The following is a 14,273-nucleotide window of genomic DNA, read 5'->3' on the forward strand; positions in this document are numbered from 1 at the left end:
ATGAAAAAAGCTTTTGTGCTTGTTTCTCTTAGTTTGCTCGCCGCGCTCGTATTTTCCAATCGCGAGCTGACGGCGTCCAACATCCGTCGGCACGTCGAGCATCTGGCTTCGCCGGCTTTGGCCGGTCGCTTTGCGCCGTCCGAGGGTTCCTACAAGGCGTCGCTCTACGTTGCCGAGGAGTTCAAGAAGGCGGGCCTAAAGCCAATGGGCAACGTCGAGGGCGGCTATCTCTACGAGTTCAACTTGGCGCCTCGGAGCATCCCTAGCCCAGACAGTTCGTTTGCCGTTAACAGCAGAGGGGAGTGGAAGAGCGTTGCAGGCACGGATTTTGTGCCTGTCGGCTTTACCGTGCAGGAGCCTGTGGAAGGCGAGTGCGTCTTCGTCGGATCGGGCATTGTGAACGACGAGCAGGACGACTATGCCGGAATCGACGTGAACGGGAAGATCGCTGTTATTCTGCGAACTGCGCCGGGACGGGCGGGACAGACCAATCTAAGAAACCGGGCCAGAGTTGCAAACGAAAAGGGCGCCAAGGGCGCGATCTTTGTGGATGTCGGCACAGGCAGTTTTGCGGCCTTCCAGCGCGGCTCTGCGTTGTTGCCTGCGATCATGGCCCGAGCCTCTGCGTTCGAATCGTCCGAGTGGCAGGAGGCGTTCAAGGCGGGCAAGGGAACTCCGCCAGCAATACGAGTTCGGTTTCATGCCAAGGTGGAGACTAAGACCGACAAGGCGCACAATGTGGTCGGGATGTTGGAAGGGAGCGATCCGAAGCTGAAAGACGAGGTGATTGTGATCGGAGCGCACCACGATCACTTGGGATACGGCGAGACGGGCGCAATGGATTTTGGCAACACCGACGCCCATCTGGGCGCCGACGACAACGCTTCGGGCACCTCTGTCATGATCGAGCTGGCGCATACGCTGGCCGCCCAAACCCCGCCGTTGAAGAGGAGCGTGCTCTTTATGGCCTTTAACGCGGAGGAGTTGGGGTTGGTGGGTTCTGCGCGCTATGTCGCCAATCCGACCGTGCCGGTCGAGAAGATGGTAGCCATGATCAACTTAGACATGGTCGGTCGTTTGAAGCGAGACATGGTGTTGGTGGGCGGCGTCGGAACGTCTCCCGATTGGCGCAGCATCGTTGACAAAGCCAATAGCGAAGGTCTGCAATTTCGCTATGACGAAGCCGGACTTGGGCCGAGCGATCACTCGAGTTTCTTCCAGAAGAACATCCCCGTGCTCTTCTTCTTCACCGGGTTGCACGACGATTACCATCGCGCAAGCGATACGCCGGACAAGGTGAATTACGACGGCGCCGCACGCATTGCCAAGGTAACCAAGAACGTAGTCGTCGCCTTGGACGAGCGCAAAGAGAAGCTCGCATTCAACAAGACGTCCGGATTCTTGACCGACCTGATGTGGTCGGGCGGCAGTCAGGAAGCCTCGCGACAACCAGAACCTCAACCGACGGCCGGTCGAGCAGGTTCGCGAGTCAGAATCGGCTTTGTGCCGGACTATGGCGATGGCGGCGGTCAGGGTCTGCTGTTGTCGGGCGTATCGGACAACTCTCCTGCCGAGCGAGCAGGATTGAAGGCGGGCGATCGGGTGATCGAGTTGGCCGGTACTAAGATTACAGGCATCGAGGATTTGGCCGAAGCGTTTCAGGGCTTATCGCCAGGAAAGGCGATCAAGGTCAAGATTATTCGCGAAGGCAAAACCTTAGAGATCGATCTGACGCCCGAAGCGCCGGGGGCATGAAGCCGCAACGCATCGTCTCGCTGACGCCGAGCAACACGGAGATTCTGTTCGCCCTTGGCGTTGGCGGGCGCATGGTAGGCGTTACCGAGTTTTGCGACTACCCGCCCGAGACTAAGAAGATCGCCAAGATCGGCGATAGCAAGACCCGGGTCGAGACCGTCGTCGCGCTCAAGCCGGACTTGGTCGTCGCCCACACGTTTCTGAATGCTCAAGCAATCCAGGCGCTCAAGAGGCTTAAGCTGAACGTTTTGCACGGCGATGCCAAAACGATCGGCGAACTTCGACAGTTCATCAAGAAGGTTGCAACGGCGGTCGGCGCCTCGGCTCAGGCGATCGACCAGCAATTCGAAGCAAGCATTGCGTCCGCCAAGCGCAATCGTCCCAAGACGCCCCCAGCGTGTCTGTTCGCACTGGGAGCCGATCCCATCTGGGCTGCAGCGAAGGATTGTTATGCGCACGAACTGATCGAATTGGCCGGCGGTCGAAACGTGCTGGCCAAGACCGCTGGGCAGTTTGTGTCGGTCAATATGGAGCGGATCGTGAGCGCAAAGCCTCAGGTCATCCTGACGACGACAGGAGGCGCAAAATCGATCCGAGGCGATCGTCGCTGGCGCAATGTGCCCGCGGTCGTCAACAGGCGGGTCCATGCGGTCGATGCGGACGTCTTCACGCGCGCTGGCCCGCGCATCGCGCTTGCGCTGAGCCTGGCCTCCCGAATAATCTCCCGCGGTTGAAGGATATAGCCCGCGCTGCGAAGAATAGTGGCCTGAATGGGACTGAAAGTCATCGAGCATCCGCTCTCCAAGCACATCCTGACCGAGCTGAGAGACGCCCGCACGGAGCCTGCGCGATTTCGCGGTCTGGCCAGGCAATTGACGACCATCCTGGCCATCGAAGCGACGAGAGACCTGGGTCTAAAGCCAACCTCAGTGCGCACCCCATTGGAAAGTTGCGAGGGCTTTGCGTTGGCAAAATCGCTTGTGATCGTGCCGATCCTAAGAGCCGGTTTGGCCATGGTCGAGCCGATCGTGCAGCTCTTTTCCGACGTAGCGGTCGGCTACATCGGCTTGGAGCGGGACGAACGAACGGCGGTGGCCAGAAACTACTATTGCAAGCTCCCGCCGTTGGCCGGACGGAAAACGCTCTTGCTCGATCCGATGCTGGCGACGGGCGGCAGCGCCGAGCAGGCCATCGCAGCGCTTTACGAGCATGGCGCCGACGACGTCTCCAAAATCTGCGTGGTGGCCGCACCGCAAGGGGTTAGCCGCGTGCTCGACCGATTTCCGAACATTGATGTCTATACCGCCTCCCTCGATCGCGACTTGAACGACCTGAAGTACATACTGCCGGGCTTAGGCGATTTTGGCGATCGACTCTATGGAACCCAATAAATGCAGGTATAATTTTCAGAGTTATTCGGACCTATCTCTTACGAAAGGAAGGCAGTTGGCTATGGATGGCAATCGGGCGTTGGTCGTTGAAGACGATTCGTCGATCAGTTCGCTATTTGTGGCGGCGCTTCAGCGAGAAGGGTTTGAGGCCGATAGGCGCTCGACCTGTCGCGGAGCCGAATCGGCCTGCTCCGAAGGGTGTTACGACCTCATCATATGCGACCTCCGTTTGCCCGACGGATTGGGAGGAGCGTTGCTTTCCCGGCTCAAGTCCCTTTGCCCCAATGCTCGAGCCATTGCCGTAACGGCCTATTTTTCCGACGACAAGGCGCTGGGGTTTCCGCTCGATCTGGTCGATGCGGTGCTTTACAAACCATTTGACCTCGCGACGCTGATTGCCACCGTAAGGGCGGCTATGGGCATGAGCAGCAACCCCATGTGCGCCAGCACGGAGCGTCGGCGCCACCCAAGGTTCGAGGCGGAAGGCAGCGTGCGCATGGCGACTATGGACGAACGTGCGCTGAGAATCTTGCAAGGCGACTTAGAGCAGATCAGCGAGGGCGGCTTGCTGATGAAGGCGGCCGAATCGCTTCGATGCGGCTCGAAGTTGCGGTTAGCGATCGACATTCAGGACGTTACTATCGAAGGCACCGGTGAGATCGTGAGGACGCAAGGAACCATCGACGAAGGGCAGATCGCTCATCTGATGGGGATGCAGCTGCTATCGGTCGAGCCGGAATCGCATCCACAACTGGTCGGATACATCAGTAGGCTCAAAAGTTAGTCCGCGCCGATTAGAGCGTCGGCAAACTCGGTTGCATCAAAGACCTGCAAATCGTCGGCGCTTTCGCCTGTTCCAATGAGTTTAACCGGCGCTCCCAGATCGCTCACAATTGATAGGGCGGCGCCGCCCTTCGACGCGCCGTCCATTTTTGCCAAAGCGATACCGGTAACCCCGGCCGATTTTGAAAACGCCTCGGCCTGACGAATGGCGTTCTGGCCGGCTGCGCCGTCCAAGACGAGAACGACCTCGTCGGCGGGTCTGCCAAGGGCCTTCTCGGTTACACGGGCAATTTTGGCCAACTCTTCCATCAGATTATGCTTGGTGTGCTGTCGCCCGGCGGTATCGGCCAACACAAAGTCGATGCCTCGCGCTTTGGCCGCCTCGATCGCATCGAAGATTACGGCGGACGGATCGGCGCCGTCTTGATGGCGAACCATCTCGGCGCCCACGCGATCCGCCCAAATCTGAAGCTGCTCGATGGCCGCCGCTCGAAAAGTGTCGCCCGCCGCAACCAGGCATCGCTTGCCGCGCTTTCTAAGCATTTGGGCGCATTTGGCAATGGTCGTGGTCTTTCCTGCGCCGTTGACGCCAACGAACAGCCAGACCGACGGTCGGCCTGGCCCTTCCCGCAAGGGAGTCGGCTCCCCAAGCATCTCGATCAAACGACCCTTCAGCAAGTCTCTAAGGTCGCTGGCTTCTCGAATGCGATTCGCCTTGGCTTCGATGCGCAGGTCTTCGACCAAAGATTCTGCCAATCTGGGCGAAACATCGGCGGTTATCAGCGTTTCTTCCAGTTCGTCCAACAACGCTTCATCTAATGTCCTTCCAAAGGAGAGCGCGCTGCCCGCTTTCTTCAGCCAATCTCGTATTCCCCCCAGCCGCATAGAGAGATTCTACCTGTCAGGGTTTTTGCGTAGAAATCGACAGCCATGTGGGGTATTATAGGCACAACAAATAGCGTGGAGGAACCTTGTATGCCGCAAGTAGACGATCGCAGGAGCTATCTCTCCAGTTTGTTGAAGCAGTTCAAGGAGGGTCAACTATCCATGGATGAGGCGTTGAATGCTATCCGCAAGCGTAAGCCCAATCAGGCAAAAATGGACGGCGCCAAGCAGTTCGCCAAGATGATTGCCGATGGGAAATTCGACGAGGCATTTGCCAAGTATCGCTTCGGACTTAAAAACGTTCGAGGCCCTCGCCGCAAGAAAAAGAGCGCCTAACGGCCTCTGCTATTGTGGAGAGGGTGTCTATGACACCAAGGCATCGGCCGGGCTCGCCCGGCCGATGCCATAACAAGGGTACATATTCTCGCGAATGGTCAGTGCTCGGAGTCGTCGGGTCGTTGCCGTGATCCGCAGTAACGATCAGCTCGCAATCTTTCGGCATTGCCTGTAGAAAGTCGGCCAGGCGGGCGTCGAACTCTTCGAGCGCTTTTGCAAAGCCTTGCGGATCGTTTCGATGGCCGTACAACATATCAAAGTCTTCGAAGTTGACAAAGATGAACGGCTCGTCTCTTTCTAACGCTCGACAGAGCGCATCCCAATGCTCTGGATTTGATTGCGTCCGCTCCGTATAGGCAAAACCGCGTCCAGCAAAGAGTTCTGGCACAACCCCAAGTCCGCAGACCTTGACTCCCGCTTCTGCCAGGTCGTCTAACAGATTGCGAGGCGGCGGAAGCGGAAAGTCCTTTCTGCGCTCGGTTCTTCCAAATCCGCCGTTCGGATTGTCTTCAAAGGGTCGCGCGATGACGCGGCCCACGCCGTGTTCGCCCACCAGCAGGCCCCTTGCAATTTGGCAATATTCGTAAAGTTTGTCGATGGGCACGATCGCTTCGTGGCAGGCGACTTGAAAGACGCTATCGGCGCTGGTATAGACGATTGGGAAACCGGTTTCGACGTGCAACTGGCCCATCTGCGCGATGATCTCGGTGCCGCTGGCCGGACGGTTTCCCAAGGTCTGCGTGCCGATGCGCTTCTCGTACTCGCGGATGAGGGCGGTCGGAAATCCGTTCGGATAGGTGGGCAACGGTCGATCCAAGATAACGCCCATCATTTCCCAATGTCCGGTTACGCTGTCCTTGCCTATCGATCTGAAGCCGCATTTTCCGTAGTCTGCAATCGGGTTTTCGACGGGATCGACGCCCAAGATAGGTTCAATATTGCCAAGCCCCATCGATCCAAGAGTCGGCAGATCAAGACCCCCGACGGCCCTTGCCGTATTCGGCAGCGTGCTGCCTTCGTTTTCGCCCGCGTCGCCGAACGATGGCGCATCGGGCATGGGGCCGATGCCGCAGCCGTCAAGAACCATCAGGATCGTCCGGGGCATGGGGTCGATTCTACCCGGTAGAATGGGGGTATGAATCCCCGTCGCGGCGCGCTGGCTGCAGTTGCGTTTGCGGCTTTTTTCGATACGTTTGCTCTGGCGCCTGTCCTGTCAAAGTATGCACAGTCGATCGGAGCGGACGGCTTTTGGATCGGTCTGATTCTGAGCGTCTACTCGCTGGCCAATCTTGGTTTCAGCTTTGTCAGCGGGCCGTTGATCGATCGATTTGGCCGGCAAAGACCGATGTGGATCAGCCTTGCGCTGACCGCGCCCATTCTCTTCGGTTACGGCTTGTGCGATGCGCCTTGGCAACTCCTAATCCTTCGCATTCTGCATGGTGCGGCAGGCGCCGTGTTTCTGCCTTCGCTCTTTACTTATGCCATGGACAGAGGATCGCCCGCGAAGGCAGCCGGCCGACTGGGGGCGGTCATAGCGGCGGTAGCCGTCGTCGCGCCGCCCATCTCGGGCCAATTGGCGGCAAGGTATGGCTATCAAGCATCGTTTGCTCTGGCGGGCGGAATGATGCTAGTCGGGGCCGTCGCGGCTTTGGCCTGGGTGTCCGAACCACGAGAGCCGAGAGAAAAGGCAACGGTTTCGATCCTGAGTCTTAAGGCTGCGATCAGCGTCGCCCTCATGACGTTCTCGATGACTTGCGCTTTGAGCATGCTCCCGTATCGATTGCCTTTGGTCATGGCGGACGCGCGCGCGGCGGGGCAGGCGTTCGGAATATATGCACTGGCGGCGTTCATCGTCATGTGGCGATATCGCAACGGGAGCATGGCGGCAGCGGTCGCCGGGGTATTGGTCGCGATGCTGGCTACCGGCGCTATTGCCTTCTTGACTGCCGACGCGAGCCTTTATCTTGCGATGGGATGGGCGGGATTCGGCTTCGGTCTCGCGTTTCCCAGTCTCAATAGTTTGGCTCACTCATCTGCGCCCGACGCCGCAAAGGGAAGGGCTATGGCGCTTTTTTATGGGGCATACTCGCTGGGCTACGGAGCCGGGCCTTTGATCTACTCGAAGCATGGGATCGCCGGTTCGCTCGTTTTGTCGGGTTTTTCCCTCTTGCTGGCCGGGACAATTTTTTCCAAAAGTAGCAGGAATCTTGAAAAAGGCCGTGTATAATGGGTAATAGCGGCGAGTAGGCGCAACGAGGAAAGCATGCGCGCCGCGAACTGACAACCCAAGGAGGGATGCGCAATGCGCAAAATTGCATGGAGTTTGACGTTGGTCGCGGCGACGAGCATAGTCGCCTTGGCCTTTGACCCACAGATCAAGCTTGGCGGCTGGATGGTCAACGAACTGAAGTCGTCTCGGACGACGGGCATGACGTCTGGCAACATCGACACGCTGGATTTTCTGACTCGAAACGTTCGGATCAATCTGGATGCGACCGTCAGCGAGAAGTCGACCGTCCGGATTTCTTCGGATGTCGATAGCTCTTCGTTTCTCGGTTCGTTTGTGCTGCAAGACGCTTACCTGGACAAACAGTGGAGCGAGACTTTTCGTCTCCAGGCTGGCCAGCACCTCGTTCCTTTTAGCCAAGACGCGCTGACCGACGAAGTGGATCGCTGGAGCTTTGACCGCAACATTATCACGGATCGGACTTTGGGCGGCAATCCCCGAGACATTGGGGTAACGCTCACCGGTACCGGGATGAACGGTGAAGATCGCGGCACGTTCTACTATGGCGCGGGCGTCTACAACGGCAGCGGGCCGAACGCTCCTAACGACAACGACGAGATGGACTTTCTTGGTTTCGTCGGGTACAACGCCAGCAATTGGCGGATCGGCGGCTCCTTCATGACCGGCGATCATAATGTCGCAGGCAACAATCGAAAGCGCGACCGATGGAGCGTGGACGGAAATTGGAACTGGAACAACATCTGGGTTCGCGGTCAGTATGCTGCCGGCCAGGGCGATATGCCCACGCCAGGCTTTATCACCACGACCGACGTTCGCGGCTACTTTGGCGAGATCGGTACCACAGGCGACGACGGCAAGTGGGCCGCATGGGCTCGGTTCAGCAGTTGGGATCCGGACACCAGCGCCGGCTCCAATAACATCGAGCAGTTCCAACTTGGCTTTGGCTATCAGTGCGCGCCGAACATCCGCACATCGATAGCCTGGGAGCGATACGACGACAAGGCATCCCCGGGACACATGACCTGGATCGCTGGTCGGATCACTTCTGACTTTCGTTAAGTGCATCACTACCGCGGCGAGGCATTCGCCTCGCCGCGGTCTTTCATAAGGACACTCTCGCTAAAGGAGGCGAACCCGTGTTAAAGCTGCGGTTAATCAGCTTGCTTGTTGTTGCGCTTGCAGCGTCTGCCTGGTCTCAAACGGTCATGGCGGGTACCGACTATCTCATGTCTTCCAACGGAAGCCGATTTCTGTTTCCAGCTCCGTTCAACCAGATGGTTAACTTTATGGGCAATCCGACCGCGATCGATCCAACTTCGGCCGGCCTGCCGCCCAGCACGTTCCTGGGGGCTACCGACACGATCGTGCGCCGATTACAGGACATCGATCTCTCCAGCGGCTCTGGCGTAACGCAGTTGCGAATGCTGGACCTGGCTCTGCAAAGCGTCAACCCAGTGTTCGGATTCGGCACGTCGTTTCACGTGTTCGTCTCGCTCAACCCCTCTATCCCATCGTTGGGACAGATGACTGTTCGTGCGAACCGTACGTTCGACTCGGATATTTTGGTCAACTTTCGCGCGCTGTTCGTGGATGTCAACAATCCTAACATCCGATTTACCAATGATTTTGAAAAGCGGTTTACGGCGACCAACGCGACATGGACCGAACACGAGGTGCCCGGTATGCCTCGCATCGTGTTCGACTATCCCGATGCTCGCGCCAACGTTCACTCGAACGCACCGGCCAATCATTTCGATTTCTTCGTGCCCGATTTTGTGCTGCACGATGCGGGCGATGGGCGGCATGTAGTGAAGACGACGCCAGAGCCGGGCAGTTTGATGGCGCTGGGCTTAGGCTTGGTTTCGTTGATTCGGCGAAGAAAGTAGCAGGAAAGGGGCGCCTAACGCCGAAACTGCATCTCGATGTCCCATGCGAGCGATAACTGGTGGTTGACCGGCTTCGTGCTGGCCATCTGCGCCGGTATATTGCTTCGCATTGCAACGGGATTGCAGGGCAAGGCGCCTTTTATCCGCCGGATTGCCGGTCTGAACGCGATCGATGAGGCCGTAGGCCGCGCGACCGAGATGGGGCGACCGATCTTAATGGTGCCCGGCATCGGCGTATTTAGCATCATCCAGCTCCAAGCGCTCAACATCTTTACCTACGTTATCTCATTGGCCTGCAAGATGGCGACGCCTATACGCCTTTGCGTTGCCACCGCGCCGCTCTTTGCCTTGGCGCGCGATGCCGTTCAACGCGCCTATTCCGCCGCCGGCCGTCCCGATCAATACGATCCGACCGATGTGCGCTTCTTGACCGAGGAGCAGTTCGCGTTTGCCGCCAGCGTTTCGGGCCTGATCTTGCGCGAACAGGTCGCCGCCACCTTTCTAATGGGCGAGTTTTACGCCGAATCGCTCATCTTTGCCGAGACGGCCAACAGGGTCGGCGCGATACAGATCGCTTCGTCCACCCAGATCACGCAAACGCCCTTCTTTATTGCGGCGTGCGACTACGTGCTCATCGGCGACGAGTTTTATGCCGCCAGCGCCTACCTGAGCCGCGAACCCGTTGCAATGGGCAGCCTAATCGGGCAGGACTACGGTAAGATCGCTTTCGTCTTGTTGATTTTGCTGGGGAGCCTCATCTTAACGGCGACCGGCAACTTGCACGTTAGCGATACGCCTCTATTGACCGACCTCTTGAGGCTTAAGCAGTGACCTGGTACAGGCTCGAGTCGCCTTGGAACTGGGTCGGCGCGGCGGGGGCCATCCTCGTCGGGTTTCTGGCTCTCTGGCTGATCAGCAAGACGCCGAACAAGTTTCGACGGCCATTGCTCGCCTTCGTCGTCTTCTTTAGCGGCCTGTTCTACGTCCTAGAGTTTTATCTGCCGGCCAACAGCAGCGACGGCGCGAACTTCCTGACGCCGGTGATCTCGTCGGTCGTTTCGCCGCTCAATCAGACTTTGGGCGCGATCCTTTTGGGTCTTGGCCTATTTAGCCTGGCTGGGATGCACGTTCGAAACGCGGTGCAGCGAAGGGAGAACTGGCCCTACTCGGTGGCTTTGCTGTTCGGCGCGGCGCTAATGCTGACGTTTGGGCTCTTTGTAGAGGACGGAGGCCTGCCAACGGACAACAAGGCAGCGCCCGCTTGGGCAGTCAACGGATACCAGTGGCTTTTCTACGGCCTTTATCAGAACCTGGACGCCACGATGTTCTCGCTCATTGCCTTTTATATCTTGTCGGCGGCTTATCGGGCCTTTCGCATCAAGACGATGGAAGCCGCGCTAATGATGGTAGCAGCCTTTGCCGTCCTGTTAGCCGTTACCGCCGGTCCGTTGCTCACTTCAGGATTGCCGAGCGAAGGCATTGCTTCGAACTTGAGAGCAGAGAACGTCGGCGTATGGCTTTTGACCACCGTCTCGTCCCCCGCGCTGAGGGCGATCGATTTTGGCATCGGGTTGGGTCTGCTGGCGATGGGCTTGCGCATGTGGCTGGGGCTTGAGCGCGGCGCCCTGTTCGGCGAGGGGGCGTCCCAATGAGCCCGCGGATCGCTCAGAAACTGCTTGACCTGGATCGGCGCTGGCTCTATCTGTTGCTGTTCCTGGTCGTTACGATCTCGCACCTGTTGCCTATCAAAACGCCCGCCGTGCCGCTGCCCTGGTCTCAAAAGGCTTGGGATGCGGTCGAAGCCGTGCCGGACGACAAGATCATCATTATCAACTCCTCTTGGGGATTGGGCAGCCGAGGCGAAAACATGCCTCAGTTAACTGCCTTGCTGACCCATGTGATGGCCAAGCGCAAGAAGTTTGTGCTGGCGACTTTCTATCCGACCGGCCTGCCCGTGGCGCAATCGGTTTTGGGGCCAAAGGTGGCGGAGTACGGATATCGCTATGGTGAGGACTATCTGACCGGCAAATACAGTCCTCAGGCCGACAACTTTGTCAAGGCATTTGCCGCGAACCCGATCGAGGCTTTGGGAAACGACGGCGTTCAGAAGCGATCGATGACCAGCTTCCCAATGATGCAGAACATAAAGTCGCTCGATGACATCGCCCTCGTCATCGAGGTTTCTGCGTCGGGATTTCACGAACCGTGGATTCGCTATCTGCCGCAGAAACCGGTCATCTTTTTCCCAACCTCTATCATGGCGCCCGAAGCGCTGCCTTACCTTGACGCGGGACAGTTAGAGGCGATCGTTTGGGGCGTCAAGGGCGCGTACGACTATGAACTGCTGAACGAGAAAGCCGGTATCGGCCGTTTGGGAATCGGTTCGAGATACGCCGCGCCTCTATCGGCGGGGATTGGGCTGATGGTCTTGGCAGTCGTTATCGGCAACATCGCGGCGGTCGTCGTCAAGCGAGGCGAGAAGTGAAACGCTCCAATCTCTTCTATCTGCTTCTATTCGTTGCGACCGTGGTTTTGGGTTCGGGCGCTTATTCGCGCTATGGGATGCCCGGCTTGGTAACTTTTGCCGGAGCGTTCGGCACCTTGGCGATCTATTCAATTTTGTACAAAGAGAACCCGGTGTTTCGCCTGGTCGAGCATGTTTACCTAGGCTTGGCGGCTGGCTATGTGGTCGTAGCGGCGGTCAATCTGCAATTGGTGCCCGACTACTTCATGAAGATCAAAGACGGCTACTGGATGTGGGGATTCGTGATCCCTGTCGGAATGCTGGCCTACTTTACCAACCACAAGCAGATGGGCTGGATGAGCCGCACGCCTATCTTGATCATGGGCGGCTTTCTGGCCGGGTTAGTGTTTCAGGCGTTCTCCAACAAGTATCTGCCTCAACTGAAGGCATCGATGGTCAGCCTGCAACCGACCGTTATGACCCTCTCGACCGACAATCCGGCAGAATTGAGCATTTCCGGTGCGATTAACAACGCGATCTTCCTCATCACCCTCTGTTCGGCGATCATCTACTTCTTGTTCTCGTTCGAGCAGAAGAACAAAGGCATCCAAAGTACCGCGCGAGTCGGGCGGTTGCTGATTATGGTGGCGTTCGGGGCGATCTTTGGGTCTACCGTGATGACGCGGTTTGCGTTCTTTGTCGATCGGATGTACTTCTTACTCTTCGAGTGGCTCCGCATCCCCAACTGACGCGCCATCCACCTCAAGCTCGGCGTGGAGTTCGTCGCCCCAGTAGGCAGTTGCGACCGACGCCACAGCGCCAAAGCCAAAGTCGTGCGGCAAGCGAAAGTCGATTCGATAGGGTCTCACCGCGCCCAGCCTCTTATCAGCCCGACGAAGACTAATGCTCGCGACGCCTGTTTCTCCCGGTATACGGCTTATCGCAATCTCTTCGGACTTCGCCTTGTTAGGCGCGAACCAGGCGGTGTAGGCGCAAAGCATCATCTCTTCTTCGCTCGGCAAACCGGGCCAAGCGTCAGGATATGGGCTGCCCATCTCGTCGCCCGCAGTTAGCACGGGCTTGCCAAACCAGCAGAGCTTGGCCTGAAAGACGTAGTCAACGCCTGGGTCAAGGTCCAGCCGCCACGTAAACGGTGCATAGAGCGCGCCGAACCCCCAAAGCCTGGCAATGGCGATGCGGCCCCGACCCCATGCTTGAACCTTGCACGGGCGACTAGCGGGTTTTGCAGGCGGTTTGGGGCGAACCTGTAGGCCAGCGTATGCGATTGCGGTCAATCCGACCAAAGCCCCCAACAGTCGCTTGATCCTTCTCATACTCGAAACAGCACCGATTCGCGCCTAAACATGCGGGCCGATATGTAGAGCGCTCCAAGCGCCAGCGCGCTCATACTGCCCATGGTCAGACCAAAAATCTGCCAATCCATCTGCTGAGACAGCGCGTCGCGCAAGGTCTTGAAAACGTTGATCACTGGGATCAGACCAATGTACCATTTGTTAGCAAAGTCGAAGAACGCTAGGAACTGTCCAAAGATGATCGGGATCATAAAGATGAAACTGACCGCCGTAACGTAGCCTTGCGCTTCGCGCTGATTGCGCGCAAAGGTCGAAAGCGCGAACAGGATGCTGGAGGTAAGCACGCTATAGGGAAGGATCAAGACAAAGGCCAGCGCCAAGGTCTCTGGGTTTAGTTGAAGGCCGCCCATCGCCGAAGCGCCGGCGCCTTTTGGCATCAGTGCCCAACCAATGCCCAACCCGACCACTTGAAGCAACAGCCCCAGCCAAGCTTGAGACATCAGCGCCAGAAATTTGCCGATCACGACCTCGTTGCGCGTTACTGGGCTGGTCAGCAGCGTCTCCAGCGTGCCGCGCTCCTTTTCGCCTGCCACCAAGTCGGATGCGATGGTCATCCCGCCCATCAGCGACCAGAGCATCAGAAAGTACGGAATCAGGGTGACGATAAAGTTCTCGGTTCGGCCTTCGAGCGGCTTCGATTCGGCTTTGATCGGTTCGGCCAGATTAGGGCTGAGCGACCGAGCGGCCAGCCGCTTCTTGACGATCTCCCGATTCATAGCGGCGACTTGCTCCTCGATCACGCGCTTGGCAATCTCGGACTTGGTCTCTGAGGGGTCGAAACGAACGGAGAACCGGGCCGTCTGCTCCGACATGATCTGAAGCTGCGCATCGGCATCGAAGAGCAAAAGCAGTTTGGCCTTGCGGTCCTTCAATATCTGTTCGCCTTCGTCGGGGCTCTTGACTTCGGTTACTTTGAAGCGTCCCGTCTTCTTGAGCGGCTCCAAGATGGGCGCGCCGTTTTGCGGCTGGTAGACCGCAAGCGCGATCACGTCTTCTTTGGCGGTCTTGCCCACGCTTTCGATGGTTTTGCCCAAAAACATGAAGATCAGCACGGTGAAAGCCAACGGGCCGATAAAGACGCCGAAAATGACGCGCTGGTCGCGCAACATCTCGCGCCACTCTTTGAAGAAGATTCGCTGAGCGCGCTTCATT

At 57.9% G+C, this 14,273-nt stretch carries 16 protein-coding genes; 12 read left to right on the top strand and 4 right to left on the bottom strand.

Going from position 1 to position 14,273, the window contains the following annotated elements; genetic code table 11:
- From HUU60_09165 to HUU60_09180, 4 genes are all read left to right on the top strand, one after another.
- Entirely contained in the window at nt 1-1,755 is a 1,755-nt protein-coding gene (locus HUU60_09165; GenBank protein NUL82875.1) for a M28 family peptidase, read from the top strand.
- A complete protein-coding gene (locus HUU60_09170; GenBank protein ID NUL82876.1) occupies nt 1,752-2,489 on the top strand; it encodes an ABC transporter substrate-binding protein in 738 nt (245 codons plus the stop codon). Before HUU60_09165 ends, HUU60_09170 begins: the two co-directional genes overlap by 4 nt.
- Nucleotides 2,490-2,525: 36 nt before the next feature.
- Nucleotides 2,526-3,146, top strand: a complete 621-nt coding sequence (gene upp / locus HUU60_09175) for a uracil phosphoribosyltransferase (protein NUL82877.1) — start codon at nt 2,526-2,528, stop codon at nt 3,144-3,146.
- Between the two features lie 61 nt (nt 3,147-3,207).
- The gene (locus HUU60_09180; protein NUL82878.1) at nt 3,208-3,930 is read left to right on the top strand and encodes a response regulator; all 723 of its coding nucleotides are present in this window, start codon (nt 3,208-3,210) and stop codon (nt 3,928-3,930) included.
- Here HUU60_09180 and ftsY read toward each other — a convergent pair.
- Complete coding sequence (ftsY, locus tag HUU60_09185) at nt 3,927-4,814, bottom strand: signal recognition particle-docking protein FtsY (protein NUL82879.1); 888 nt, start codon at nt 4,812-4,814, stop codon at nt 3,927-3,929. The genes HUU60_09180 and ftsY overlap by 4 nt on opposite strands.
- Before the next feature lie 90 nt (nt 4,815-4,904).
- On the opposite strand from ftsY, the gene HUU60_09190 reads away from it, so the two are divergent.
- Nucleotides 4,905-5,150 (top strand): hypothetical protein, encoded by a 246-nt coding sequence (locus HUU60_09190; GenBank protein NUL82880.1) that lies wholly within the window; start codon nt 4,905-4,907, stop codon nt 5,148-5,150.
- Here the strand turns inward: HUU60_09190 and HUU60_09195 are convergent.
- Nucleotides 5,107-6,255 carry a phosphopentomutase gene (locus HUU60_09195; GenBank protein ID NUL82881.1) on the bottom strand — a complete coding sequence of 383 codons (1,149 nt, stop codon included), beginning with the start codon at nt 6,253-6,255 and terminating at the stop codon, nt 5,107-5,109. The genes HUU60_09190 and HUU60_09195 overlap by 44 nt on opposite strands.
- Nucleotides 6,256-6,285: 30 nt before the next feature.
- On the opposite strand from HUU60_09195, the gene HUU60_09200 reads away from it, so the two are divergent.
- The 7 genes from HUU60_09200 to HUU60_09230 all read left to right on the top strand — a co-directional run bounded on the left by HUU60_09200 (nt 6,286) and on the right by HUU60_09230 (nt 12,497).
- Nucleotides 6,286-7,377 carry an MFS transporter gene (locus HUU60_09200; GenBank protein ID NUL82882.1) on the top strand — a complete coding sequence of 364 codons (1,092 nt, stop codon included), beginning with the start codon at nt 6,286-6,288 and terminating at the stop codon, nt 7,375-7,377.
- Between the two features lie 75 nt (nt 7,378-7,452).
- Nucleotides 7,453-8,457, top strand: a complete 1,005-nt coding sequence (locus HUU60_09205; GenBank protein NUL82883.1) for a hypothetical protein — start codon at nt 7,453-7,455, stop codon at nt 8,455-8,457.
- Between the two features lie 77 nt (nt 8,458-8,534).
- Complete coding sequence (locus HUU60_09210; GenBank protein NUL82884.1) at nt 8,535-9,284, top strand: PEP-CTERM sorting domain-containing protein; 750 nt, start codon at nt 8,535-8,537, stop codon at nt 9,282-9,284.
- Nucleotides 9,285-9,320: 36 nt separating this feature from the next.
- Nucleotides 9,321-10,115, top strand: coding sequence for a hypothetical protein (locus tag HUU60_09215; protein NUL82885.1), 795 nt, complete (start codon nt 9,321-9,323; stop codon nt 10,113-10,115).
- The gene (locus HUU60_09220) at nt 10,112-10,936 is read left to right on the top strand and encodes a hypothetical protein (GenBank protein ID NUL82886.1); all 825 of its coding nucleotides are present in this window, start codon (nt 10,112-10,114) and stop codon (nt 10,934-10,936) included. The genes HUU60_09215 and HUU60_09220 overlap by 4 nt, the downstream gene beginning before the upstream one ends.
- Nucleotides 10,933-11,769 (top strand): hypothetical protein, encoded by an 837-nt coding sequence (locus HUU60_09225; protein ID NUL82887.1) that lies wholly within the window; start codon nt 10,933-10,935, stop codon nt 11,767-11,769. Before HUU60_09220 ends, HUU60_09225 begins: the two co-directional genes overlap by 4 nt.
- A complete protein-coding gene (locus HUU60_09230) occupies nt 11,766-12,497 on the top strand; it encodes a hypothetical protein (protein NUL82888.1) in 732 nt (243 codons plus the stop codon). The genes HUU60_09225 and HUU60_09230 overlap by 4 nt, the downstream gene beginning before the upstream one ends.
- Here the strand turns inward: HUU60_09230 and HUU60_09235 are convergent.
- Together HUU60_09235 and HUU60_09240 are read right to left on the bottom strand one after the other, a co-directional pair.
- Nucleotides 12,465-13,082, bottom strand: coding sequence for a hypothetical protein (locus HUU60_09235; GenBank protein NUL82889.1), 618 nt, complete (start codon nt 13,080-13,082; stop codon nt 12,465-12,467). The genes HUU60_09230 and HUU60_09235 overlap by 33 nt on opposite strands.
- Nucleotides 13,079-14,272 carry an ABC transporter permease gene (locus HUU60_09240; GenBank protein NUL82890.1) on the bottom strand — a complete coding sequence of 398 codons (1,194 nt, stop codon included), beginning with the start codon at nt 14,270-14,272 and terminating at the stop codon, nt 13,079-13,081. Before HUU60_09240 ends, HUU60_09235 begins: the two co-directional genes overlap by 4 nt.
- Nucleotide 14,273 lies beyond the last annotated feature (1 nt).

Source organism: Armatimonadota bacterium (genome assembly GCA_013359125.1).
GTDB lineage: Bacteria > Armatimonadota > Fimbriimonadia > Fimbriimonadales > GBS-DC > JABWCR01.

Excerpts from the sequence above, each read along its gene's own strand:
- HUU60_09165 (NUL82875.1), top strand. The coding sequence starts at position 1 with ATGAAAAAAGCTTTTGTGCTTGTTTCTCTTAGTTTGCTCGCCGCGCTC.
- HUU60_09170 (NUL82876.1), top strand. The coding sequence starts at position 1,752 with ATGAAGCCGCAACGCATCGTCTCGCTGACGCCGAGCAACACGGAGATT.
- upp (NUL82877.1), top strand. The coding sequence starts at position 2,526 with ATGGGACTGAAAGTCATCGAGCATCCGCTCTCCAAGCACATCCTGACC.
- HUU60_09180 (NUL82878.1), top strand. The coding sequence starts at position 3,208 with ATGGATGGCAATCGGGCGTTGGTCGTTGAAGACGATTCGTCGATCAGT.
- ftsY (NUL82879.1), bottom strand. The coding sequence starts at position 4,814 with ATGCGGCTGGGGGGAATACGAGATTGGCTGAAGAAAGCGGGCAGCGCG.
- HUU60_09190 (NUL82880.1), top strand. The coding sequence starts at position 4,905 with ATGCCGCAAGTAGACGATCGCAGGAGCTATCTCTCCAGTTTGTTGAAG.
- HUU60_09195 (NUL82881.1), bottom strand. The coding sequence starts at position 6,255 with ATGCCCCGGACGATCCTGATGGTTCTTGACGGCTGCGGCATCGGCCCC.
- HUU60_09200 (NUL82882.1), top strand. The coding sequence starts at position 6,286 with ATGAATCCCCGTCGCGGCGCGCTGGCTGCAGTTGCGTTTGCGGCTTTT.
- HUU60_09205 (NUL82883.1), top strand. The coding sequence starts at position 7,453 with ATGCGCAAAATTGCATGGAGTTTGACGTTGGTCGCGGCGACGAGCATA.
- HUU60_09215 (NUL82885.1), top strand. The coding sequence starts at position 9,321 with ATGTCCCATGCGAGCGATAACTGGTGGTTGACCGGCTTCGTGCTGGCC.
- HUU60_09225 (NUL82887.1), top strand. The coding sequence starts at position 10,933 with ATGAGCCCGCGGATCGCTCAGAAACTGCTTGACCTGGATCGGCGCTGG.
- HUU60_09235 (NUL82889.1), bottom strand. The coding sequence starts at position 13,082 with ATGAGAAGGATCAAGCGACTGTTGGGGGCTTTGGTCGGATTGACCGCA.
- HUU60_09240 (NUL82890.1), bottom strand. The coding sequence starts at position 14,272 with ATGAAGCGCGCTCAGCGAATCTTCTTCAAAGAGTGGCGCGAGATGTTG.